Raw genomic sequence first — 20556 nt, forward strand, 5'->3', positions numbered from 1 at the left:
GTGGGACTGATCAGCGAGGTGCTGCTGCTGCCGTTCGCACCGGTCCGCGGCGCCGGATGGGCGATCGAGCAGGTGTACCGCGAGGCGGAGCGCATCTACTACGACCCCGCCACCGTACGGGCCGAACTCGCCCGCCTGGAGGAGCAACTGGAGGCAGGCGAGATCAGCGAGGAGGAGTTCGACCGCCGCGAGGACGAACTGCTCGACCGGCTGGAGACCGCCCTGCGCTCCGGCGAAACCACTGGGAACGGGACGACGTGATGAATCGAACGGGACTCGGCCTCGCGATAGGGGCCGGCTACATGCTGGGACGCACCAAGAAGCTCAAACTGGCTCTCGCCGTCGGCTCCGTGGTGGCCGGGAAGAAGCTGAACCTCACTCCGCGGGCCGTGGCGGACCTGCTGAGCCAGCAGCTGCGTGACAACCCGCAGTTCAAGGAGATCGGGGACCAGCTCCGGCAGGATCTGCGCGGCGTCGGCAAGGCCGCCACCGGAGCCATGGCCGAGCGGCAGATGAACGCGCTCGCCGACCGGCTGCACGGTCGTACCAACGCGGTGCGTGACCAGCTCTCCGGCGTGGTGCCCGGCAAGGGCTCCGAGCGGGAGGAGCCGGAGGAGAACGAGGAGGAGGACGAGGGGGCCCACGAGGACTCCGCCGAGCAGGAGGACGAGCGGCCCCGCCGCGAGGCGCCCGCGAAGAAGGCCGCCAAGAAGGCGCCGGCCAAGAAGGCGCCTGCGAAGAAGGCCGCGGCGAAGAGCACGGCCGCCAAGAAGGCGGGCGCTGCCCGCAGAACGGCCACGAAGAAGACGGCCGCGGCCGGCGGCAGCCGGAGCGGCGGCCAGTCGAAGGGCGGCGATGACCGATGACCGAGACCGTCGGCAAGGCCGCGGGCGGAGCGGCCAAGAGCAACCCCCTGTCCGATCTGGCACACAGCGAGGCGGCGGACCGCCTCAAGGAGGAGGTCCAGGAATACCTGGGCGCCCAGGCGCAGAAGCTGCTGACCGGCTTCGGCCGCAAGCTGGGCGAGACCACGGGGAAGCTCAACGACATCGCCGAGGGCAACAGTCCGGGCTTCGCCAAGCTCGCCCTGGACGCCGGCCGCAAGGTCACCGAGGGCAAGGGCCCGCTGCGCTCCGCGCTGGAACTCGGGGCCTCGCACGCCAAGGACACCGTCATGGGCAAGCTGAAGGGCCTCGGGGGCGGCAAGAGCAAGGGCAAGAAGGGCGGGGGCAACAAGCCCACCGTCATCATCGAGTCCGTCGACGTCGGCGTGCCGGTGCGCACCGCCTACGACCAGTGGACCCAGTACCAGGACTTCAGCACCTTCGCCAAGGGCGTGAAGAGCGCGAGCCGCGCCGACGACACGCACTCCGACTGGCAGGCCAAGATCTTCTGGTCCAGCCGGAGCTGGAAGGCGCACACCGTCGAGCAGGTCCCCGACTACAAGATCCAGTGGTCGTCGGAGGGCGCCAAGGGCACCACCAAGGGCGTCGTCACCTTCCACCGGCTCGACGAGAACCTCACCCGCATCCTCCTGGTCATGGAGTACTACCCGAGCGGCCTCTTCGAGAAGACGGGCAACATCTGGCGCGCCCAGGGCCGCCGGGTCCGGCTCGACTTCAAGAACTTCGCCCGTCACATCACGCTCAAGGGCGAGGCGGAGGACGGCTGGCGCGGGGAGATCCGCGACGGCGAGGTCGTCCGCAGCCACGAGGACGCGGTGGAAGAGGAGGAGTCCGAGCAGGAGGAGAACGGGCAGGAGGAGCCCGAGGAGGGCGAGGAGCCCGAGGAGTCCGCGGAGTCCGAGGAGGAAGAGGGCGAAGAGGGCGAGGAGCCCCAGGAGTCCGAAGAGGAGGAGGGCGAGGAGCCCGAGGAGGGCGAGGAGTCCGCAGAGCCCGAAGAGGACGAGGACGAGGAGGGCCAGCGGCCCGCAGCCGAGGACGAGCAGGGCGAGGAGCCCTACGAGGACGAGGCCGAGGGCGAGGACGAGCCCGAGGAGGAGTACGAGGACGAGTACGAGGAGGAGCCCGAGGAGGAGTACGAGGAAGAGCCCGAGGAGGAGCCTGAGTACTCCGGAGGCAGGAGCCGTCGATGACGACTGCCAGCCGGTTCCCCGAGCCCTACGGCCAGAGCGGCGGCGGGGCCAACCTCGCCGACATCCTGGAACGGGTGCTCGACAAGGGTGTCGTCATCGCCGGCGACATCAAGATCAACCTGCTCGACATCGAACTCCTCACCATCAAGCTCCGGCTGGTCGTGGCCTCGGTCGACAAGGCCAAGGAGATGGGCATCGACTGGTGGGAGACCGATCCCGCGCTGTCGTCCCGCGCCCGCCAGAACGAGCTGGCGAAGGAGAACGCCGAGCTCAGGGAGCGGCTCGAACGACTCCAGGAACTGGCGCCCGGCAGCGTGCCGACGGAGGAAGAGGCCCCATGAGCGCACTGCGCTACGTCTACGCGGTCTGCCGCCCGCTCGACGCGCCCCTGCAGGCCGAGCTGACCGGCATCGGGGGCGCGCCGCCGGCGCTGCTGCACCACCACGGGCTGGTCGCGGTCGTCAGCTCGGTGCCGGAGGCGGACTTCGACGAGCAGGGGCTGCGGGCCCGTCTGGAGGACCTGGACTGGCTGAGCGCCACCGCCCGCGCCCATCAGGGCGTGATCGCCGCGCTCAGCACGGTCACCACCCCGCTGCCCCTGCGTCTCGCGACCGTGTTCCGGGACGACAGCGGCATCCGGGCGATGATCGAGGCCCGCGAGGACGACTTCCGGCGCGCCCTCGACCGGCTCGAGGGCCGGGTGGAGTGGGGCGTGAAGGTGTTCGTGGAGTCCGAGCCCGCCGAGTCCGCCGCCGTGCCGGCGGCGAAACCGGCCAGCGGCCGCGACTACCTGCGCAGCCGCCGGCGGCACAGCGAGGCGCACGAGGAGAGGTGGCAGCGGGCGGAGTCGTTCGCGCAGTCCCTGCACGAGCGCCTCAGCCGGCAGTCCGAGGACTTCCGGATGCATCCCGCGCAGAACTCCGCGCTGTCGGGCGCGTCGGGTCAGAACGTGCTCAACGCGGCCTACCTGGTGCCGCGCGAGAGCTGCGAGGAGTTCGTGGAGCTGGTGGACCGGACCAAGGACGAGACGCCCGGCATCCGGGTGGAGCTCACCGGTCCCTGGGCCGCGTACTCGTTCAGTGGGGAGGAAGCGTGACCGTCGTGGAGCGACGTGAGATCGCACTGGTGGATTTGCTGGACCGGCTGCTCGCCGGCGGGGTCGTCATCACCGGGGACCTGACGCTGCGGATCGCCGACGTCGACCTCGTCCGCATCGATCTCAACGCGCTGATCAGCTCCGTGAACGAGACGGTGCCCTCACCCTTCGAGGAGTTGCTGTGACCGCCCCCGCCCGCAAGCGGCTCGACCTGGAGCCCGACACGGTCGAACGCGACCTGGTCAAACTGGTGCTGACCGTGGTGGAACTGCTGCGCCAGCTCATGGAGCGGCAGGCGGTGCGCCGCTTCGACACCGGCGAGCTGACCGAGGACCAGGAGGAGCGCATCGGGCTCACCCTGATGCTCCTGGAGGAGCGGATGGCCGAGCTCCGGGACCGCTACGGGCTGCGGCCCGAGGACCTGAACCTGGACCTCGGGCCGCTGGGCCCGCTGCTGCCCCGGCACTGATCCGCGCGGCCCCGGGATCGCCCGGGGCCGCGGTTCAGGCCGCCTTGCGGCAGAGGATCTCGCCGTGCAGGACGCCGAACCAGGCGTCCTCCCGCCGGCCCCAGTCCCGCCAGGCCGCCGCCGCGGCGCGCAGCCGCTCCGGCGTGGCGTGCCCGCCCCGCACGGCCCGGTCGGCGTAGTCCGAGTCCACCGTGCGGTCGGCCCACAGCCCGCTCCACCAGTCCCGTTCCTCCGGCGTGGCGAACGTCCAGGTGCTCGAGGTCGCCGTGACGTCCGTCAGACCGGCTGCCAGCGCCCAGGCCCGCAGCCGCCGGCCGGCGTCCGGCTCCCCGCCGTTGGCCCGGGCCACCGCCTCGTACAGGTCGAGCCAGTCGTCCAGGCCGGGCAGCGCGGGGTACCAGGTCATCGCCGCGTAGTCGGCGTCGCGCACCGCGATGTACCCGCCGGGCTTCGTCACCCGGTGCATCTCGCGCAGCGCCGCCACCGGATCGCCCACGTGCTGGAGCACCTGGTGGGCGTGGACCACGCAGAACGTGTCGTCGGGGAAGTCCAGGGCGTGGACGTCGGCGACCGTGAAGTCCACGTTGGCCAGACCGCGCGCCTCGGCGGTCGCCCGGGCCCGCTCCAGGATCGCGGGGGCCCGGTCGGCGCCGGTGACATGGCCCTCGGGAACCAGCGCGGCCAGGTCGGCGGTGATGGTGCCGGGGCCGCAGCCGATGTCCAGGACCCGCATATGGGGTCTGAGCACGCCGAGCAGGTAGGCGGCGGAGTTGGCGGCGGTCCGCCAGGTGTGCGACCGCAGCACCGACTCGTGGTGCCCGTGCGTGTAGACGGCGGTGTCCTGCGCTTCCGGCATGGCTGTGCCCCTTCGCCCCTCGACGACGTCACCGGCGGCGGGCCCGAGACCCCGTCGCGCGGTACGCCGAACGGTACGCGCCCGTGCCGAATAATGAGACCCGTGTTTCACCATACGGACTAGCCCGTGCGGCGTCACCGGCCCGGGCCGGCGGTCAGGACAGCGGCCGGTACACCGTCAGCGCCTCGGGCAGCTTCTCCACCAGCACGTCCCCGCCCACCTCGATCACCTCGCCGTCGTACGCCAGGGGCGTCCCGGGGGCGAGGCCGGTCAGCCGCAGCCGGTTCACCTGGACCGCCGCGTGCGCCGGGGACCGGGTGAGGGGGCCGGCGGCGGCCGCCGCCAGCAGACGCAGCGCGGGCCTGCGGGTGCCGTGCACCACCCGCACGTCCAGCAGCCCGTCCGCCAGGTCGGTCCGGCGTCCGGGGGCGAGACCCATCCGGTGGTAGACGCCGTTGCCGACGAACAGCAGCCACAGGGGGTGGCGCTTGCCGCGCAGTTCCACCGTCAGCGGGTGCCGGTCGGCGCGCAGCACCTTCATCGCGCCGAGCATTCCGGCCGGCCAGCCGCCGATCCGGGACGACCAGCGCTCCCGCTCCCGCACCAGCTCCGGGTAGACGCCCAGGCTGAAGGTGTTCAGGAACAACCCCTCGTGATCGCCCGCCACGAACCGGCCGACGTCCACCCGCACGGCCTCGCCCGCCCGGACGGCGTCGGCCAGGGTCCGCTCGTCCTCCACCCCGAGGTCGTACGCGAAGTGGTTGAGCGTGCCGCCGGGCAGCACCGCCAGCGGCAGACCGCGCCGCAGGGCCACCCCGGCCGCCGTGTTCACCGTCCCGTCGCCCCCGCACACCCCGAGCACCCGCGCCCGCGCGGCGGCCTTCTCCAGCTCCGCCTTCACGTCCTCCGGCGCGCACTCCACGATCTCCGCCCCGGGCAGCGCCTCGTGCAGCACCCGCACCCGGTCGGAGGTGCCCGAGGCGCGGTTGGCGACCAGCACCAGGCCTTCGCCGTCGATCAGCGCCGGCGCCTCGGTCCGGGGCCGCGGCGGGGGCGCCACCTGGGTCCGGGTCGGGACCAGGCCCCGTACGGCCAGCGCGGCGCCCGCGCCCAGCGCCGCCCCCGCCAGCACGTCGCTCGGATAGTGCACGCCCGTGTAGACCCGGGACATGGCCACGGAGAACGCCAGCGGCGCCACCGCCGCACCCCACCGCGGCGACTCCAGCGCGACGCCGGTCGCGAAGGCGGCCGCCGATGCGGCGTGACCGGACGGGAAGGAGGTGGTGATCGGCTGCCGCTTGAGCTGCCGCGACAGCGGCACCGAGTCCAGCACCGGCCGGGCCCGGCGCACCGACCGCTTGCCGAGGGTGTTGATGGCCAGCGAGGCCACGCTCAGCGAGGCCACGCCCCGGGTGGCGGCCCGCCGGGCCCGCGGCGACCGGCTCGCCGCGATCGCCGCGGCCGTCGCGAACCACAGCACCCCGTGGTTGGCGCTCCGGCTCAGCCGGGGCAGCACCCGCTCGGCGCCGGGCCAGTGCCGGCTGGCCGCCAGCTCGAACAGCCGGCAGTCGTACTCGAGCAGCTTGGACAGGGTGCGGAGGCGGGGCCTCGGGACAGTGAGGTCGACGTCTGGGCTCATACGGGTCCGGTTACCCTGAAGTGCCCGCTTCTTGTGCCCGGACACGCCGGTCACCGGCCCGCTGTCACCGGTCCGTCCGACGGGCGCGTGAGGAGACGACCCGGATGCGCCTGCTCCTGGTTCGCCACGGCCAGACCCCGTCCAACGTGGACCGGCTGCTGGACACCGCCGTACCCGGCCCGGGGCTCACCCCGCTCGGCGAGCGGCAGGCCGCCGAACTGCCCCGGGCGCTCGCGGACGAGGACATCGAGGCCGTCTACGTCTCCACCCTGCTGCGCACCCGGCTGACCGCGGCCCCGCTGGCCGCCGCCCGGGGCCTGGAGCCGATCGTCCGGGACGGCATCCGCGAGGTGACCGCCGGCGACCTGGAGATGCTGCCGGGCGACTCCCCGCTGGGCGCCCGCTACCTGCGCACGGTGTTCGCCTGGGCCGCCGGGGACACCGCGCCGCGCATCCCCGGCGGGGAGAACGGCGAGGAGACCCTCGCCCGGTACGACGCCGTGGTCGCCGAGGCTGCCGCCGGCGGCGCGGCGACCGTCGCCATGATCAGCCACGGCGCCGCGATCCGCCTGTGGACCGCGGCCCGGGCCGGCAACGTGGACGTCGCGTACGCGGCGGCCCGCCCCCTGCGCAACACCGGCGTCGTCGTCCTGGAGGGTTCGCCGTCCGACGGGTGGAAGGCGCTGGCCTGGGAGGGCGCGGCGGTGGAACCGGCCGGGGAGGGCGGCCCGGCGGGCGAACCGGTGGACGCCGGATAACGGTTTGCCCCGGCCCCCGGGCGGCCCACAGAATGCCTCCTCATGGGACATCTGGAAGCCGCGCACCTCGAGTACCACCTCCCCGACGGCAGGACGCTGCTCGGCGATGTCTCCTTCCGGGTCGGCGAGGGGGCGGCCGTCGCCCTGGTCGGCCCCAACGGCGCCGGCAAGACGACGCTGCTCCGGCTGATCTCCGGAGAGCTGAAACCGCACGGCGGCACGGTGACCGTCAGCGGCGGCCTCGGCGTGATGCGCCAGTTCGTCGGCTCCGTACGGGACGAGACGACCGTGCGCGACCTGCTCGTCTCCGTCGCCCCGCCCCGTATCCGCGAGGCGGCGCGGGCCGTCGACCGGGCCGAGCACGCCATCATGACCGTCGACGACGAGGGCGCCCAGCTCGGCTACGCGCAGGCCCTCTCCGACTGGGCCGAGGCACGCGGCTACGAGGCCGAGACGCTGTGGGACATGTGCACCACCGCGGCCCTCGGCATGCCGTACGAGCGGGCCCAGTGGCGGCAGGTGCGCACCCTCTCCGGCGGCGAGCAGAAACGCCTCGTCCTGGAGGCGCTGCTGCGCGGCACCGACGAGGTGCTGCTGCTGGACGAGCCGGACAACTACCTCGACGTGCCCGGCAAGCGCTGGCTTGAGGAGCAGCTGCGGGAGACCCGCAAGACGGTGCTGTTCGTCTCCCACGACCGGGAACTCCTCGCCCGCGCCGCCGAGCGGATCGTCTCCGTGGAACCGGGCCCGGCCGGCGCCGACGCCTGGGTGCACGGCGGCGGCTTCGCCACCTACCACGACGCGCGCCGCGAGCGCTTCGCCCGCTTCGAGGAACTGCGCCGCCGCTGGGACGAGAAGCACGCCCAGCTCAAGAAGCTCGTGATCAACCTCCGCCAGGCCGCCTCCGTCAGCCACGAGATGGCCTCCCGCTACCAGGCCGCGCAGACCAGGCTGCGCAAGTTCGAGGAGGCCGGACCGCCGCCCGAGCCGCCGCGCGAGCAGGACATCAGGATGCGCCTGAAGGGCGGCCGTACCGGCGTGCGCGCCGTCACCTGCGCCGGTCTCGAACTGACCGGCCTGATGAAGCCCTTCGACCTGGAGGTCTTCTACGGCGAGCGGGTCGCCGTGCTCGGCTCCAACGGCTCCGGCAAGTCGCACTTCCTGCGGCTCCTGGCCGGCCAGGAGGTGGCCCACACGGGTCAGTGGAAGCTCGGCGCCCGGGTGGTGCCCGGCCACTTCGCGCAGACCCACGCCCACCCCGAACTCGCCGGCCGCACCCTGCTGGACATCCTCTGGAAGGAGCACGCCCAGGACCGGGGCGCCGCCATGTCACGGCTGCGCCGCTACGAGCTGACCGGCCAGGCGGAGCAGTACTTCGACCGGCTCTCCGGCGGCCAGCAGGCCCGCTTCCAGATCCTGCTGCTGGAACTGGAGGGTGTTACCGCCCTGCTGCTGGACGAGCCCACCGACAACCTCGACCTGGAGTCCGCCGAGGCGCTCCAGGAAGGCCTGGAGGCGTTCGAGGGCACCGTCCTCGCGGTCACCCACGACCGCTGGTTCGCCCGCTCCTTCGACCGGTTCCTGGTGTTCGGCAGCGACGGCCGCGTCCGCGAGACCTCCGAGCCGGTCTGGGACGAGCGCCGGGTGGAGCGCGCCCGCTGAGGACGTATGCGACAGGCCCGCTGGCCGGGATGTTCGTACAGTGGAGGCAGGAACGCCGGATCCCCGGCTTCCTCCGGGAAACCCCGGGTGCGGCGCGTCCGGACGGGTACCCGGACCGCAGAGACGACCACGACGAGCGGGGCACCACCATGACCGGAGTCGAGCCCAGCCGACTGGACGACCAGCAGCTCATGAAAGAGCTGGAGACGATCCACCGCACGCGCCACGACACCCTGCTGTACGGCTCCAACGACGCGCTGCGGGCCCACAACGAGCGGATGGCGCAGCTCGAGGGCGAGTACCTGCGCCGCAACCCGCGCCGCCTGGTGAGCGCGGGCCGCACCCGCGAGGGCGCCCGTGAGCGCTGCTGCGGCGAGACGGTGACCCCGGGCGCCTCCGGCACCTGATCCTCACGACCGCGTGGGAGGGCCGGCCCGTACGGGCCGGCCCTCCCACGTTCCGGGCGGGTGACGGGCTCAGCCCGCCTCACCGGCGAACACGTGCAGGAACGCGTCGCAGAACGCCTTCAGGTCGTCCGGCTTGCGGCTGGTCACCAGCTTGTTGGAGCCGTGGTCGCAGATCTTGACCTGCTCGTCGACCCAGGTGCCGCCCGCGTTGCGGATGTCGGTCCGCAGGCTGGGCCACGAGGTCAGCTCCCGGCCCCGCACGACGTCCGCCTCGACCAGCGTCCACGGCGCGTGGCAGATCGCGGCGACCGGCTTGCCCTGCTCGAAGAACTCCTTGACGAACCCGACGGCCTTGTCGTCCATCCGCAGGAAGTCCGGGTTGGCGACCCCGCCGGGCAGCACGAGCGCGCCGAACCCGTTGGCCGACGTCTCGCCGACCACCTCGTCCACGGGGAACGTGTCGGCCTTGTCCAGATGGTTGAACGCCTGGATCTTGCCGGACGCGGTCGACACCAGCACCGGCTCGTGCCCGCCGTCGGAGGCGGCCTTCCACGGCTCGGTCAGCTCGACCTGCTCGACACCCTCGGGAGCCACCAGAAACGCGATACGCATCTTGCCTCACTTTCCTTCCGTAACACCGAAAACGGCCTTCTCGGCCCGGGCGCGCCGCTTCCTCGCCCCGGCCGCCCGCCGGCAGCGCAGCAGTTCCTCGCCGTACGGCAGCAGCACGCACGCGCCGACCGCGAGGCCGACGCCGGCCAGATAGCCCGCCGACAGCGGGCGCCGGCGCCGCACCAGACGCCAGGCGTCCGGGTCGCCGCGGCCGCGCCGCAGCAGCGAGCGCACCTGGTCGGCGTGCAGGCACATCAGCGAGGTCAGCGCGCCGAACGGGAGCGACTCCAGGAAGCTGTGGATGTGCTGCTCGACGGGCCTGACCTCGCGGTCGCTGTCCACCGCCGTACGGACGTCCCACAGCGCGGTCGCCTCGTGCACCGCCGCCGCGCCCAGTTGCAGGGACAGCAGCAGCGGGTTGATCTCGTAGCGCAGGGTCAGCACGATGGGCATGCCGATCTCCGCCATCATCAGCGAATGGATCAGGGACTCCTTCGTCCCCGCGGTGTCCTCGATCCGAGTGCGCCGGTGCATCGCCCAGTCGGCCAGTCCCGGCACGAACCAGCCGGGCAGCAGCCCGTACAGCAGGAACCGCGTCGTGGCGTCGCCGACGTCGCCGGTGGCGCCACTCGCGGCGATCTCGGCCGCCTGGCCCTGGCTCATGCGCCGCCCACCAGCGCCTCGGCCAGTTGCTGCACGTTCTCGTAGCGGTTCGAGCGGCTCAGTCCCGCCACCGCGTCGATCATCGCCCCGGGGGCGTTGCCGCGGCGCAGCGCCCGCGCCAGCTCACCCGCGCTGGCCGGGAAGGCGTGCCGTCCCAGGTGCCGCGCCAGCTCAAGCCGCACCTTCTCCAGCGACGCGCCCGACTGCCCCGGCGCCACGGGCCCGGCCCACACCTCCGGGTCGTCGTCCGCGGTGGGCTCCGGGTCGTGCCACTCCTCGGTGCGCGTCGGGCGCCCGGACCTGAGCAGGCCCTGCAGCTCGTGTTTCATCTCGTCGTCCCGGTGGACGCTCAGTCGGTCACTGCCTCGCTGCATGTTCTCCCTCCAGAGGGTCGAAGGTCCGCACCGCGTACCCGCCGGCCGCCGGCCGACACGGGCTTCCCGGCACTTCGTGACCGTCTGTCCCGGTCACTTCTTGTCACCCGGCAGGAACTCCTGCACCTTTGCCTTCAGCCCCCGCTTGATCATCGATCCCCGGTCGGCGTCGCCCTTCAGGATCGACTTGGCCGTCGCCTCCATCTGCTCCCACGAGGCGTGCGGCGGGATGGGCGGTACGGCGGGGTCGGTGACGAACTCGACCACGGCCGGACCGTCGGCCTCCAGCGCCGCGCGCCAGGCCGACTCGACCTCCTCGGGCTTCTCCACCCGGATCCCGGTCAGGCCGAGGGTGCGGGCGAACGCCGCGTACTGCACGTCGGGGATCTCCTGCGACGGAAGGAACGACGGGGAGCCCTCCATCGCGCGCATCTCCCAGGTCACCTGGTTCAGGTCGCGGTTGTTCCAGACGCCCACCACCAGCCGCGGATCGGACCAGCGGTCCCGGTACTTTGCGGCGGTGATCATCTCCGCCAGCCCGTTCATCTGCATCGCGCCGTCACCGACCAGCGCGACCACCGGCCGGTCCGGATGGGCGAACTTGGCGCCGATCGCGTAGGGCACGCCCGGGCCCATCGTCGCGAGCGTCCCGGACAGCGAACCGCGCATGCCCGGCCGCATCGTGATGTGCCGCGCGTACCAGTTGGCGACCGAACCGGAGTCCGACGTGAGGATCACGTCGTCCGGCAGCAGCGGGTCGAGCGCCCGCGCCACGTACTCGGGGTTGATCGGGTCGGCCGTCAGACCGGCCCGCCGCTCCATCGTGTCGTGCCAGCGCTTGACGTTGTCGCACACGGTGTCGTGCCACTCGCGTCCGCCCCGGTCGGTTTCCAGCAGCGGGATCAGCCGCCGCAGCGTGGCCCGGGCGTCGCCCACGAGGTTCACCTCGTACGGGTAACGCATGCCGACCATGTGCGGGTCGATGTCGATCTGCACCCCGCGCGCCTTGCCGAACTCCGGCATGAACTGCGTGTACGGGAACGAGGAACCGATGGTCAGCAGCGTGTCGCAGTCCCGCATCAGCTCGTACGACGGCCTGCTGCCCAGCAGCCCGATCGGCCCGGTGACGTACGGCAGCTCGTCGCTGAGGACGTCCTTGCCGAGCAGCGCCTTGGCCACGCCCGCGCCGAGCAGTTCGGCGATCTCCCGCACCTCCGCGACCGCGCCGGCGGCGCCCTGCCCGATCAGGATCGCCGGCTTGTCACCGGCGTTCAGGACGTCCGCCGCCCGGCGCAGCGCGTCGTCCGTCGGGGTCGAGGTGTAGTCGCTCATCCCCAGGCTGGACGGCACCATCTTGAACTCGTGCGTCGGCGGCGAGTAGTCCAGTTCCTGCACGTCGCCCGGGATGATGATCGCCGTGGGGCAGCGCCGGGCGTAGGCGGTGCGGATCGCCCGGTCCAGCACGTTCGGCAGCTGCTCGGGCACCATCACCGTCTCGACGAACTCCGAGGCGACGTCCTTGTACAGCGTGTGCAGATCGACTTCCTGCTGGTAGGAGCCGCCGATCGCGGTCCGGTTGGTCTGGCCGACGATCGCCAGCACCGGGACGTGGTCCAGCTTGGCGTCGTACAGGCCGTTCAGCAGGTGGATCGCGCCGGGCCCCGAGGTGGCCGCGCACACCCCGATCCGGCCGCTGAACTTGGCGTACCCGACCGCCTCGAAGGCGGACATCTCCTCGTGGCGGGACTGGATGAAGCGGGGCCGGTCCTCCGCCCGGCCCCAGGCGGCGAGCAGCCCGTTGATGCCGTCTCCGGGATAGCCGAAGACCTGTTCCACGCCCCAGGCGCGCAGCCGCTCGAGGATGTGGTCGGAGACCTTGCTGCTCATGGAGGGGTCCTCCCGGTGCGGTTGGTGACGGACATCCGTTCACTACCTGCCGAGTGACCTGCGGCGGGTGCCGAAAACCTGTCGCGGGCGCGGGCTTGGGGGCCGGCGGGAAGCGTCACCCGCCCGGCCCTCCGGGGTCCTGCGAATGGGGTCCGGCCGCGCGCGGTACGGCGCCGGGCGGGCTCTGATGGCAGTCGAGGGCACCAGCCGTGCCCCGCCGACCGCCGACCCCGTTTCGCCGAGGAGCCCGTCCCATGCGCCGCACCGCCCGTGCCCTGTCCGTCGCCGTCCTGGCCGGCGCCGCGCTCGTCATGACCGGGCCGGCCGCGTCCGCGGATTCCGGGGCCGTCGAGAGCCCCGGACCCGTGCGGTCCGAGGCCCCGCTCACCGTGCCCGGTCCGGTGACGGTGCCCGCGCCCTGCGTCGGCGGCACCGGCGCGGGCGCCGTCCCCGGAGGGGTGTGCCCCTCGGTGGACGGGCGGCAGACCCCGGCGCCGCAGCAGGAGTTCGGCCAGACCCTCGTACCGGGGGAGGCGGACCCGGACGGGGAGGCGCTGGGGGAGGACCAGGGGCTGGCGGACCAGCAGCAGGGGCTGAGCACGGCAGACGGACTGTGGCAGGGACAGGAGCAAGGCGACGGACAGGTCCAGGGCGAGGGGCAGGGTCAGAGCCAGGGTCAGAGTCAGGGGCAGGGGCAGGGCCAGGGGTGCGACAAGGCGGAGGCGTGTGAGGACGGCGGCTCGGACGGCTGCCGGGCGTCCGGCGGGAACGACGACTGCCCGCCGGCGCAGGTGGAGCACGGGGTGCAGGCGGGACAGGGAGGCGCCTTCGGCGACTCGGTACCGGCCCTGGTCGCGGGCGGTGTGCTGATCGCCGCCGCCTGCGCCGGCGCGGGCTACCGGCTTCTGGGCCGCCGACGGACGGCGGGCGGCTGACGCCGGGCCGGCCCGGCACTGTGACGGGAACGACCGCGATCACCCGTCATGGCGGGCCGTCCGGCGGGTACACACCCAGCCGAGGGCACCGTCCGCGGGCCCCGGACGCACGGCCCGCCCCACCGGAGCCGCCGGAGAGCCGGTGGTGACGGCCGGCGGAGGAGAGCACGGACCGTACGGACCGGCGGACGGCACCACGACAGCGCGGAGGCGGACATGCGGCGCACGGACCCGGAGGGGCACGGTCCCGTCCGCTACGGGCCCCCGCTGCCCGGCGACGGCCTGCCCGTGCTGCCGGATCTCGCCGCCGTCCTCGCCGCCGCGGCGGGCCGCGCGGAGGCCCAGCCGGTCGGCGGTTCCCCCGCCCTGCTGGAGGCGGCCTGCGGCTACTGGACCCGGCGCGGCCTGGCCTGCGTTCCCGACCGGGTGGCCGCGGGCCCCGGCGCCCCCGCCCTGCTGCTCGCCGTGACCGCCGCGCTCGCCGGGGACGGCGGCGACGTGCTGGTGCCCCGCCCCTGCGCCGCCTGGTGGGCACCCTACGCCCGGCTGCTCGGCAGACCCGTGTTCCACGTGCCCACCCCGGCCGAGAGCGGCGGCGTCCCCGACCTCTACGCCCTGCTGGAGACCGTGCGCCGGGTCCGCGCCGAGGGCGGCGATCCCCGGCTGCTGGTGCTGTCCGTCGCCGACGACCCCACCGCCACCGTCGCCCCGCCCGAACTGCTGCACGAGACCGTCGAGGCGGCCGTCGCCGAGGGCCTGCACCTGGTCAGCGACGAGACCTGGCGCGACACGCTGCACGACCCGCACGGCACCGTCCTGCTCAGCCCGGCCGAGATGCTGCCCGACCGGGTCACCGTCGTCACCGACCTGGCCGGCGCCCTGCTGCCGCCCGGCTGGCCCGCCGCCGTCGCGCGCGTGCCCTCCGGAGCGGCGGGGGAGCGGCTCCACGCGCGCGTGCTCGACATCCTCACCGCCCTCGACGCCCGGGTCGCCGCGCCCGTCGCCGCCGCGGCCGGATACGCCCTGGACGAGCCCGCGCCCGTCACGGAGCGCCGCGAGGCCGCCGTACGCCTGCACGCGCGCGTGGCCGCCGCCGCGCACGCCGCGGTCGTCTCGGCCGGCGCGCTCGCCCGGCCACCGCAGGCCGGCCGCCACCTGTACGCCGACCTCGCGCCGCTCGGCGACGCGCTCGCCCGCCGGGGTGTGACGGACGCACAGGAACTCGAGGACTTCCTCACCGCCCGGCTCGGCATGCCCGCGCCCGGCGGCCACCGCTTCGGCGACGCCCTCGGCGAGCTGCGGGTGCGGCTCGCCACGGGGCCCCTGCTGGGCGGCGCGGACGAGGAACGCACGGAATCCCTCACGTCACCCTCACCGTTGGAACTGCCACACGTGCACCAGGCGTTGATCTCCTTGAGGTCGGCCTTCGACGGCCTCCGCGACGACGCTCAGCGACGGGAGCCTCCTCGATGACGCAGCAGACGCATGAGCCCGGGTCCACCGCCACGACGTCCCTGACGGCCTCCGCCGACACGGCGACCGCCACGCCCTCGGCGGCCTCCGCCGGCACGGCTGCCGCCACGCCCTCCGCAACCTCCGCCGGCACGGCTGCCGCCACGCCCACCAGAACCGCCCCGGCCGCGGCGGACCCGGCGGGGCGCGCGACCGGCGCCCGCGCGCCCCGCACCCCGCTCGCGCCCCCGTTCCCGCCGCTCGCCGAGCCCCGGCCGCTGGGCGAGCGCCGGGTGTGGCCGCGTACCTTCCACGACCGGCTCACCGCGCCCCTGCCCGGCCTCAAGGCGCTCGCCCGCTTCGCCCGCGAGGGCTCCGTGCGCCCCGGTCCCGAGGGCCTCGCCGACGTCCGCCGTGTCCCGTACGCCCCCGGCCCGCTGCCGAGCGTGGGCGCCGGCACCCTCGCCGTCACCTGGGCGGGGCACGCGAGTTGGATCGTCCGGGCCGGCGGGCTGACCGTCCTGACCGACCCGGTGTGGTCCCGGCGCATCCTCGGCACCCCGGCCCGCATCACGCCGGTCGGCGTCCCCTGGGAGGACCTGCGGCGCGTCGACGCGGTCGTCATCAGCCACAACCACTACGACCACCTGGACGCCCCCACCCTGAGCCGGCTCCCGCGCGACGTCCCGGTGTTCGTGCCCGCCGGTCTCGGCCGCTGGTTCCAGCGGCGCCGGTTCACCCGCGTCACCGAGCTGGACTGGTGGGAGGGCGCCGAACTGTCCGGCGTCCGCTTCGACTTCGTGCCCGCGCACCACTGGTCCAAGCGCACCCTCACCGACACCTGCCACAGCCTCTGGGGCGGCTGGGTCCTCACCGACCCGGACGGACAGCGCCTCTACTTCGCCGGCGACACCGGTTACGGCCACTGGTTCTCCCGCATAGGCCGCCGCTACCCGGGGATCGACCTCGCCCTGATGCCCATCGGCGCCTACGACCCCCGCTGGTGGCTCAGCGACGTCCACTGCGACCCGGAGGAGGCGGTACGGGCCACCCTGGACCTGGGGGCGCGCAGAATGGCCCCGATGCACTGGGGCACGTTCGTGCTGTCGGCCGAGCCGGTCCTGGAGCCGCTGACCCGGGTGCGCGCGGCCTGGGAGAAGGCGGGTCTGGAGCGCGAGGACCTGTGGGACCTCCCGGTGGGGGGTTCGCGCGTGCTCGAGTGAGCCCGGCCCGCCCGTGGCCGGCGCCCGCCGGCTAGGTCGTGTCCGCGAAGTCGCGTCGTTCGCCCGCAGGGCGGGCGTCGCGGCGTCCGGTGCGTGCTCTGGGGGTCCCCCCGGCCGAAGGCTGGGGGAGTGCCGGCCGGATGCCCTCGTACTGGGTGTACTCGGGCTTTCGGCCGGTGCGACGAGAGTGCGTGCCGGGCGTCGCGACGCAGACGCGACTTTGCGGACACGGCCTAGCGCTCGCTCCCGCGAAGACGCTTCACGGCACTCGGCGCGGCGCCGATCAGCAGGGTCAGCGCCACCGCCGCTGCCACCCCCTCCCAGGGCTCCGGGAAGAGGGAGCCCCCCAGGATCCCGATCACCTGGTACGTCAGCGCCCACGCCAGACAGGCCGGCAGGTTGCCCCGGGAGAACCGCCGCAGCGGCCACTCGGCCAGCAGGCAGGCCAGCATCACCGGTATCCGCCCCGCGGGCACGAGCCGGGACAGCACGAGTACGGCGACCCCGTGCTCGGCCAGCTTGTCCTGCGCCTGTTCGAGGCGTTCCTCCGGCGCCCGCGAGCGGATCGCCTCCAGCCAGCGCGAGCCGTTCTTCGACCCCAGCCCGCGCCGCCCCAGCCAGTACAGCGCCGCGTCCCCCAGGAAGGCCGCCAGGGAGGCCGTGACGAACACCAGCAGCATGGAGAACGGCGCCGTCTGATGGAACGCCACCACCGCCGCCGTGCTCACCAGGGCGCCGGTCGGCACCACCGGGACCAGCGCCCCGATCAGCACGAGCAGGAACAGCGAGGGATAGCCGAGCGCCTGCTGTGTGGACTCCGGCGGCACGGACCGCGCCGAGGCGGCGGCCAGCGTCACCGCGTCCGCCAGCCATCTCACCGGGCGACCTCCAACCGCACCCGCTCCCCGTGGCCCAGCTTGTGCACCGCCACGTCCGGCGCGGCCGCTGCCGCCAGGCGCACGAACTCGTCGCCCGGCGCGTGGAATTCGTGCGGGCGCACGGCGTCCATGCCGATCGGCCAGTACGTGCCGTAGTGCACCGGCACCGCGGCGCGGGGCGCCAGCCGGGCCAGCGCCTGCGCCGCCCGCCCCGCGTCCAGGTGCCCCGGCCCGAGGAAGGGACCCCAGCCGCCCACCGGAAGCAGCGCGGTGTCCACCGGTCCCACCTGCTCGGCCATGTCGTCGAACAGCCCGGTGTCCCCGGCGAAGTAGGTGCGCGTCTCACCCGTGACGACGTATCCGAGCGCCGGCGAGCGGTGCGGGCCGACCGGCAGCCGCCGCCCGTCGTGCCGCGCGGGCACCACCCGGACCCGCAGATCCCCGACCCCCACCTCGTCCCCGGGCGCCACCTCGGTGATCCGCAGATGCCGTAGCCGGCGCAGTCCGGGTACCGCCCGTGGTGCGCCCCGGGGCACGAGCAGGCGCGTGCCCGGGGCGAGCGCGGCCAGCGACGGCGGATGCAGGTGGTCGGCGTGCAGATGGGACACCAGCGCGAGGTCCGCGCGGCGGGCCTCGGCGGGCGGCACCGCGCCCCGGCGGCGGCGCAGGTGCGCGAGCCGGGTCGCGAACAGCGGATCGGTGATCACGCGTATGTTCGCGTCCTCGAGTGTGCAGGTGGCGTGCCCCCACCAGGTGATCTCCACCGGCACCTCCTTCGCCTCCTTCACGCGACTCCCCCGAAGCCTACGGGCAGGAGTAGGGTCGCTGGCGAAACCCGGAGGTGAGGGGGACGCCATGGGACAGCTACGGGTTGCCTCCGGCGGGGTCGCGCCGGTGCGGGTCACCGCCATCGCGAGCCTGACGCCTCTGGAGGAACTGGAGGCCGACCCCTTCCTGGTGGACTCCCGCAGCCAGCACGCCATGTGCGCCCGCTGGGCGGCGGAGCGCGGTTACGTCGTCGCGCGGGAACTTCTCGTCGGCGGACTGCGTTTCGACCATTGCGCACTGTGGGACGGTGTGCGGCCCGGGGTGGACGTCTTCGTCGCCCCCAGCCGGCGCGTGCTGGAGCGCGCCCTCTCCTCCGTGGAGGAGTTCACCGCCGAGTGCGCGCGGCGCGGGGTGCGCGTGGAGACGGTGGGGCGGGCCGAACCGTCGTACGACGCGCAGATGAAGGCACGGGTGCACCGCAGGCTGTCGATGCCGACCGCCGGCTACGACGGGCGCTGACGACGCCGGTGCCGCTCCCACGGCGCCGCGCCCCCTCCGGAGGCGCCCGGCCCGGTGTGACAAGGTGGGAGCCGGGGCCCGGCCAGGTCGAGCGGGGCGGGACGTGAGGTGTGCGGGGCGTGCGGGACGTGCGGTGGCGGCGGGTCGCCAGTCAGATCGGACGGAGCGCCACGGTGTGGGCGGTCTCGACGCTCACCATGCTCGTGCTCGCCGGTCTGCTGCCCGACTTCAGGCTCCAGTCCGCGGACGGCGACAGCGCCACCCACATAGCCATCACCGCCGCCTTCGGCGCCGGGGCCTTCGGACTGCTCTCGGCCGTGGTCTGGCCGCTCCTGGTCCGGCTGCTGCTGCTCGTGCCCGCCCTCGTCCTCGGCCTGCTGGTCTTCTTCCTCAACGGCTCGCTGCTGCTGCTCGCCCTGTGGCTCAGCCCCTCGGGCCGCCCCGAGGCCGCCCCGGAGACCGCCGTCGTGGTGGCCGCCGTGATGTCCGCGGTGGCCTCGGCCACCGGCGCCGCCCTCGCCGTACGCGACGACGACGCCTACCGCCGCCGCCTGCTGCGCCTCGCCGACCGGCGCCGAAGAGCCGGGCCGCCCTGCGCGGACACCCCCGGCCTGGTCTGCGTCCAGCTCGACGGCGTCGGCCACGACGTGCTCACCGACGCCGTCCGCAGGGGTCTGATGCCGACCGTCGCCGGCTGGCTGGCGACCGCCGACGGCGTGCGGCCCACCCACCGGCTCACCCCCTGGCGCACCGACTGGTCCAGCCAGACCGGCGCCAGCCAGCTCGGCATCCTGCACGGCAGCACCTTCGACGTGCCCGCCTTCCGCTGGTACGAGAAGGACCGCGGCGAGGTGATGGTGTGCAACCGCCCGACCAGCGCCGCCGAGCTCCAGCGCCGCGCCGTGCGGCGGACCGGCGACGGGGGACTGCTCGCCCTGGACGGCGCCAGCCGCGGCAACCTGTTCAGCGGCGGCGCGGGCGAACAGGCCCTCGTGCTGTCCATCGCCATCCGCCGCCGGGGCCGGGAGAACCGCTCCCGCGCCGGCTACTTCGCCTACTTCTCCGACCCCGCCAACGCGGTGCGCACGGCCCTGTCCTTCGTCGCCGAGGTGGTCCGCGAGATCGTCCAGTCCAGCCGGGCCCGTCTGCGCAGGCAGCGGCCCCGGGTCGGCCGCGGCGGCCTCTACCCCTTCGTGCGCGCCTTCGCCACCGTCGTCGAGCGCGACGTCGTGGTCGCCGCCGTGCTCGGTGACATGCTCGCCGGCCGCACCGCCGTCTACGCCGACCTCGTCGCCTACGACGAGGTCGCCCACCACTCCGGGCCGCGCGGCCGGGACGCCGAGAAGGTGCTGCAGCGCCTCGACCGGTCCCTCGCCTTGATCGAGAAGGCCGCCGAGCACGCGCCGCGCCCCTACCGCGTCGTCGTCCTGTCCGACCACGGCCAGAGCCCGGGCGAGACGTTCCGCTCCCGCTACGGCCTCACCCTCGGCGACCTGGTCCGGGCCGGCTGCGGACTGCCCGTGCCGCGCCGCGCCGAGCGGACCCGCAGCGGCGCCGAGGCCCGCGCCGCGGTCCGGGCCGCCCTGGGCCGGCCCGAGGAGGCCGACGGCGACGGGCACCGTCCCGCACGGGGCACCGACCCCGTCGTACTGGCCTCCGGGAACCTGGGCCTGGTGTCCTTCCCGGACGTCCCCCACCGCATGACCCGCGAGGAGATCGACGCCCGCCACCCGGGCCTGCTGACCACCCTCGCCAACCACCCCGGCATCGGCTTCCTGCTGGTCGCCAGCGAGGAGCACGACGGCCTGGTGCTCGGCCCGTACGGCACCGAGATCCCGCTGGCCCGCCTGGACGCGGAGCCCGGCCCGCTGGCCGGCTTCGGTCCCGGCGCCGCGGACGCCGTGCGCCGCACCCACTCCTTCCCGCACACCGCCGACATCATGGTCAACTCCTTCCACGACCCCGCCGACGGCGAAGTCCTCGCGTTCGAGGAGCAGATCGGCTCGCACGGCGGCCTCGGCGGCGCCCAGTCCCGGCCCTTCCTGCTCTCCCCGCTCACCCTGTCCGCGCCCGCCGCCGACGGTGAGGAGCCGGCCGGCGCCGAGGACGTGCACCGCGTACTGCGGCGCTGGCTGCTGGAGGTGGACGGCCCGCAGGTGCCGCTCCCCACGCGCGCCGGGGACGAGCGCACCGGGGACGAGCGCCCCGGCGAGGAGCGCACGGGAGAGGAGCGCCCCGGGGAGGAGCGGGCCGCCTAGGGGCC

At 74.2% G+C, this 20556-nt stretch carries 23 protein-coding genes; 15 read left to right on the forward strand and 8 right to left on the reverse strand.

Going from position 1 to position 20556, the window contains the following annotated elements; all coding sequences use genetic code 11:
- The 7 genes from ACZ7JA_RS32555 to ACZ7JA_RS32585 are packed head-to-tail and all read left to right on the forward strand — an operon-like array spanning window position 1 to window position 3660.
- Window positions 1-261 (forward strand): gas vesicle protein GvpG, encoded by a 261-nt coding sequence (locus ACZ7JA_RS32555; protein ID WP_351669017.1) that lies wholly within the window; start codon window positions 1-3, stop codon window positions 259-261.
- Window positions 261-866 (forward strand): DNA primase, encoded by a 606-nt coding sequence (locus ACZ7JA_RS32560; RefSeq protein ID WP_393428910.1) that lies wholly within the window; start codon window positions 261-263, stop codon window positions 864-866. The genes ACZ7JA_RS32555 and ACZ7JA_RS32560 overlap by 1 nt, the downstream gene beginning before the upstream one ends.
- Window positions 863-2095, forward strand: a complete 1233-nt coding sequence (locus ACZ7JA_RS32565; protein ID WP_470811964.1) for an SRPBCC family protein — start codon at window positions 863-865, stop codon at window positions 2093-2095. The genes ACZ7JA_RS32560 and ACZ7JA_RS32565 overlap by 4 nt, the downstream gene beginning before the upstream one ends.
- A complete protein-coding gene (locus tag ACZ7JA_RS32570; RefSeq protein WP_199212706.1) occupies window positions 2092-2436 on the forward strand; it encodes a gas vesicle protein in 345 nt (114 codons plus the stop codon). The genes ACZ7JA_RS32565 and ACZ7JA_RS32570 overlap by 4 nt, the downstream gene beginning before the upstream one ends.
- Window positions 2433-3191: a GvpL/GvpF family gas vesicle protein gene (locus ACZ7JA_RS32575; RefSeq protein WP_351669010.1), complete on the forward strand. Its 759-nt coding sequence runs from the start codon at window positions 2433-2435 to the stop codon at window positions 3189-3191. The genes ACZ7JA_RS32570 and ACZ7JA_RS32575 overlap by 4 nt, the downstream gene beginning before the upstream one ends.
- Window positions 3188-3376, forward strand: coding sequence for a gas vesicle protein (locus ACZ7JA_RS32580; RefSeq protein WP_143638825.1), 189 nt, complete (start codon window positions 3188-3190; stop codon window positions 3374-3376). Before ACZ7JA_RS32575 ends, ACZ7JA_RS32580 begins: the two co-directional genes overlap by 4 nt.
- A complete protein-coding gene (locus ACZ7JA_RS32585) occupies window positions 3373-3660 on the forward strand; it encodes a gas vesicle protein K (RefSeq protein WP_351669008.1) in 288 nt (95 codons plus the stop codon). Before ACZ7JA_RS32580 ends, ACZ7JA_RS32585 begins: the two co-directional genes overlap by 4 nt.
- Window positions 3661-3694: 34 nt before the next feature.
- Here ACZ7JA_RS32585 and ACZ7JA_RS32590 read toward each other — a convergent pair whose 3' ends face one another.
- Together ACZ7JA_RS32590 and ACZ7JA_RS32595 are read right to left on the reverse strand one after the other, a co-directional pair.
- Complete coding sequence (locus ACZ7JA_RS32590; RefSeq protein ID WP_470811968.1) at window positions 3695-4516, reverse strand: class I SAM-dependent methyltransferase; 822 nt, start codon at window positions 4514-4516, stop codon at window positions 3695-3697.
- 154 nt (window positions 4517-4670) lie between these two features.
- Window positions 4671-6155 carry a bifunctional phosphatase PAP2/diacylglycerol kinase family protein gene (locus tag ACZ7JA_RS32595; RefSeq protein WP_351669004.1) on the reverse strand — a complete coding sequence of 495 codons (1485 nt, stop codon included), beginning with the start codon at window positions 6153-6155 and terminating at the stop codon, window positions 4671-4673.
- Window positions 6156-6259: 104 nt separating this feature from the next.
- On the opposite strand from ACZ7JA_RS32595, the gene ACZ7JA_RS32600 reads away from it, so the two are divergent.
- From ACZ7JA_RS32600 to ACZ7JA_RS32610, 3 genes are all read left to right on the forward strand, one after another.
- Window positions 6260-6913 carry a histidine phosphatase family protein gene (locus ACZ7JA_RS32600; RefSeq protein ID WP_389301974.1) on the forward strand — a complete coding sequence of 218 codons (654 nt, stop codon included), beginning with the start codon at window positions 6260-6262 and terminating at the stop codon, window positions 6911-6913.
- Window positions 6914-6955: 42 nt separating this feature from the next.
- Complete coding sequence (locus ACZ7JA_RS32605) at window positions 6956-8575, forward strand: ABC-F family ATP-binding cassette domain-containing protein (RefSeq protein ID WP_470811971.1); 1620 nt, start codon at window positions 6956-6958, stop codon at window positions 8573-8575.
- Between the two features lie 149 nt (window positions 8576-8724).
- A complete protein-coding gene (locus tag ACZ7JA_RS32610; protein ID WP_351669089.1) occupies window positions 8725-8982 on the forward strand; it encodes a DUF6158 family protein in 258 nt (85 codons plus the stop codon).
- A 69-nt stretch (window positions 8983-9051) separates the two neighbouring features.
- Here ACZ7JA_RS32610 and ACZ7JA_RS32615 read toward each other — a convergent pair whose 3' ends face one another.
- The 4 genes from ACZ7JA_RS32615 to ACZ7JA_RS32630 form a co-directional block, all read right to left on the reverse strand.
- Window positions 9052-9594: a type 1 glutamine amidotransferase domain-containing protein gene (locus tag ACZ7JA_RS32615; RefSeq protein ID WP_351668998.1), complete on the reverse strand. Its 543-nt coding sequence runs from the start codon at window positions 9592-9594 to the stop codon at window positions 9052-9054.
- A 6-nt stretch (window positions 9595-9600) separates the two neighbouring features.
- Window positions 9601-10257 carry a diguanylate cyclase gene (locus tag ACZ7JA_RS32620; RefSeq protein ID WP_389301971.1) on the reverse strand — a complete coding sequence of 219 codons (657 nt, stop codon included), beginning with the start codon at window positions 10255-10257 and terminating at the stop codon, window positions 9601-9603.
- Window positions 10254-10631, reverse strand: coding sequence for a DUF2795 domain-containing protein (locus ACZ7JA_RS32625; protein ID WP_351668994.1), 378 nt, complete (start codon window positions 10629-10631; stop codon window positions 10254-10256). Before ACZ7JA_RS32625 ends, ACZ7JA_RS32620 begins: the two co-directional genes overlap by 4 nt.
- Window positions 10632-10724: 93 nt before the next feature.
- On the reverse strand, window positions 10725-12518 hold the full coding sequence (locus ACZ7JA_RS32630; RefSeq protein ID WP_351668992.1) for a thiamine pyrophosphate-requiring protein: 1794 nt from the start codon (window positions 12516-12518) through the stop codon (window positions 10725-10727).
- Window positions 12519-12772: 254 nt separating this feature from the next.
- On the opposite strand from ACZ7JA_RS32630, the gene ACZ7JA_RS32635 reads away from it, so the two are divergent.
- From ACZ7JA_RS32635 to ACZ7JA_RS32645, 3 genes are all read left to right on the forward strand, one after another.
- Window positions 12773-13453, forward strand: a complete 681-nt coding sequence (locus tag ACZ7JA_RS32635) for a hypothetical protein (protein WP_470811974.1) — start codon at window positions 12773-12775, stop codon at window positions 13451-13453.
- A gap of 216 nt (window positions 13454-13669) precedes the next feature.
- On the forward strand, window positions 13670-14926 hold the full coding sequence (locus ACZ7JA_RS32640; RefSeq protein ID WP_389453449.1) for an aminotransferase class I/II-fold pyridoxal phosphate-dependent enzyme: 1257 nt from the start codon (window positions 13670-13672) through the stop codon (window positions 14924-14926).
- Window positions 14923-16128, forward strand: a complete 1206-nt coding sequence (locus ACZ7JA_RS32645) for an MBL fold metallo-hydrolase (protein WP_470811977.1) — start codon at window positions 14923-14925, stop codon at window positions 16126-16128. The genes ACZ7JA_RS32640 and ACZ7JA_RS32645 overlap by 4 nt, the downstream gene beginning before the upstream one ends.
- A 233-nt stretch (window positions 16129-16361) precedes the next feature.
- On the opposite strand, the gene ACZ7JA_RS32650 is transcribed toward ACZ7JA_RS32645, so the two are convergent.
- The gene (locus tag ACZ7JA_RS32650) at window positions 16362-17006 is read right to left on the reverse strand and encodes a DedA family protein (RefSeq protein WP_470811979.1); all 645 of its coding nucleotides are present in this window, start codon (window positions 17004-17006) and stop codon (window positions 16362-16364) included.
- On the reverse strand, window positions 17003-17776 hold the full coding sequence (locus tag ACZ7JA_RS32655; protein WP_351669087.1) for an MBL fold metallo-hydrolase: 774 nt from the start codon (window positions 17774-17776) through the stop codon (window positions 17003-17005). Before ACZ7JA_RS32655 ends, ACZ7JA_RS32650 begins: the two co-directional genes overlap by 4 nt.
- An 85-nt stretch (window positions 17777-17861) precedes the next feature.
- On the opposite strand from ACZ7JA_RS32655, the gene ACZ7JA_RS32660 reads away from it, so the two are divergent.
- Both ACZ7JA_RS32660 and ACZ7JA_RS32665 read left to right on the forward strand, forming a co-directional pair.
- Complete coding sequence (locus ACZ7JA_RS32660) at window positions 17862-18293, forward strand: hypothetical protein (protein ID WP_389300930.1); 432 nt, start codon at window positions 17862-17864, stop codon at window positions 18291-18293.
- 119 nt (window positions 18294-18412) lie between these two features.
- Window positions 18413-20551: a phage holin family protein gene (locus ACZ7JA_RS32665; RefSeq protein ID WP_470811981.1), complete on the forward strand. Its 2139-nt coding sequence runs from the start codon at window positions 18413-18415 to the stop codon at window positions 20549-20551.
- The last annotated feature ends 5 nt before the right edge of the window (window positions 20552-20556 follow it).

The organism is Streptomyces sp. NPDC038135 (genome assembly GCF_055601245.1).

Coding starts and splice junctions, on each gene's coding strand:
- ACZ7JA_RS32560 (WP_393428910.1), top strand. CDS start 261: ATGAATCGAACGGGACTCGGCCTCGCGATAGGGGCCGGCTACATGCTG.
- ACZ7JA_RS32565 (WP_470811964.1), top strand. CDS start 863: ATGACCGAGACCGTCGGCAAGGCCGCGGGCGGAGCGGCCAAGAGCAAC.
- ACZ7JA_RS32570 (WP_199212706.1), top strand. CDS start 2,092: ATGACGACTGCCAGCCGGTTCCCCGAGCCCTACGGCCAGAGCGGCGGC.
- ACZ7JA_RS32575 (WP_351669010.1), top strand. CDS start 2,433: ATGAGCGCACTGCGCTACGTCTACGCGGTCTGCCGCCCGCTCGACGCG.
- ACZ7JA_RS32590 (WP_470811968.1), bottom strand. CDS start 4,516: ATGCCGGAAGCGCAGGACACCGCCGTCTACACGCACGGGCACCACGAG.
- ACZ7JA_RS32595 (WP_351669004.1), bottom strand. CDS start 6,155: ATGAGCCCAGACGTCGACCTCACTGTCCCGAGGCCCCGCCTCCGCACC.
- ACZ7JA_RS32600 (WP_389301974.1), top strand. CDS start 6,260: ATGCGCCTGCTCCTGGTTCGCCACGGCCAGACCCCGTCCAACGTGGAC.
- ACZ7JA_RS32605 (WP_470811971.1), top strand. CDS start 6,956: ATGGGACATCTGGAAGCCGCGCACCTCGAGTACCACCTCCCCGACGGC.
- ACZ7JA_RS32610 (WP_351669089.1), top strand. CDS start 8,725: ATGACCGGAGTCGAGCCCAGCCGACTGGACGACCAGCAGCTCATGAAA.
- ACZ7JA_RS32615 (WP_351668998.1), bottom strand. CDS start 9,594: ATGCGTATCGCGTTTCTGGTGGCTCCCGAGGGTGTCGAGCAGGTCGAG.
- ACZ7JA_RS32620 (WP_389301971.1), bottom strand. CDS start 10,257: ATGAGCCAGGGCCAGGCGGCCGAGATCGCCGCGAGTGGCGCCACCGGC.
- ACZ7JA_RS32625 (WP_351668994.1), bottom strand. CDS start 10,631: ATGCAGCGAGGCAGTGACCGACTGAGCGTCCACCGGGACGACGAGATG.
- ACZ7JA_RS32630 (WP_351668992.1), bottom strand. CDS start 12,518: ATGAGCAGCAAGGTCTCCGACCACATCCTCGAGCGGCTGCGCGCCTGG.
- ACZ7JA_RS32635 (WP_470811974.1), top strand. CDS start 12,773: ATGCGCCGCACCGCCCGTGCCCTGTCCGTCGCCGTCCTGGCCGGCGCC.
- ACZ7JA_RS32640 (WP_389453449.1), top strand. CDS start 13,670: ATGCGGCGCACGGACCCGGAGGGGCACGGTCCCGTCCGCTACGGGCCC.
- ACZ7JA_RS32645 (WP_470811977.1), top strand. CDS start 14,923: ATGACGCAGCAGACGCATGAGCCCGGGTCCACCGCCACGACGTCCCTG.
- ACZ7JA_RS32660 (WP_389300930.1), top strand. CDS start 17,862: ATGGGACAGCTACGGGTTGCCTCCGGCGGGGTCGCGCCGGTGCGGGTC.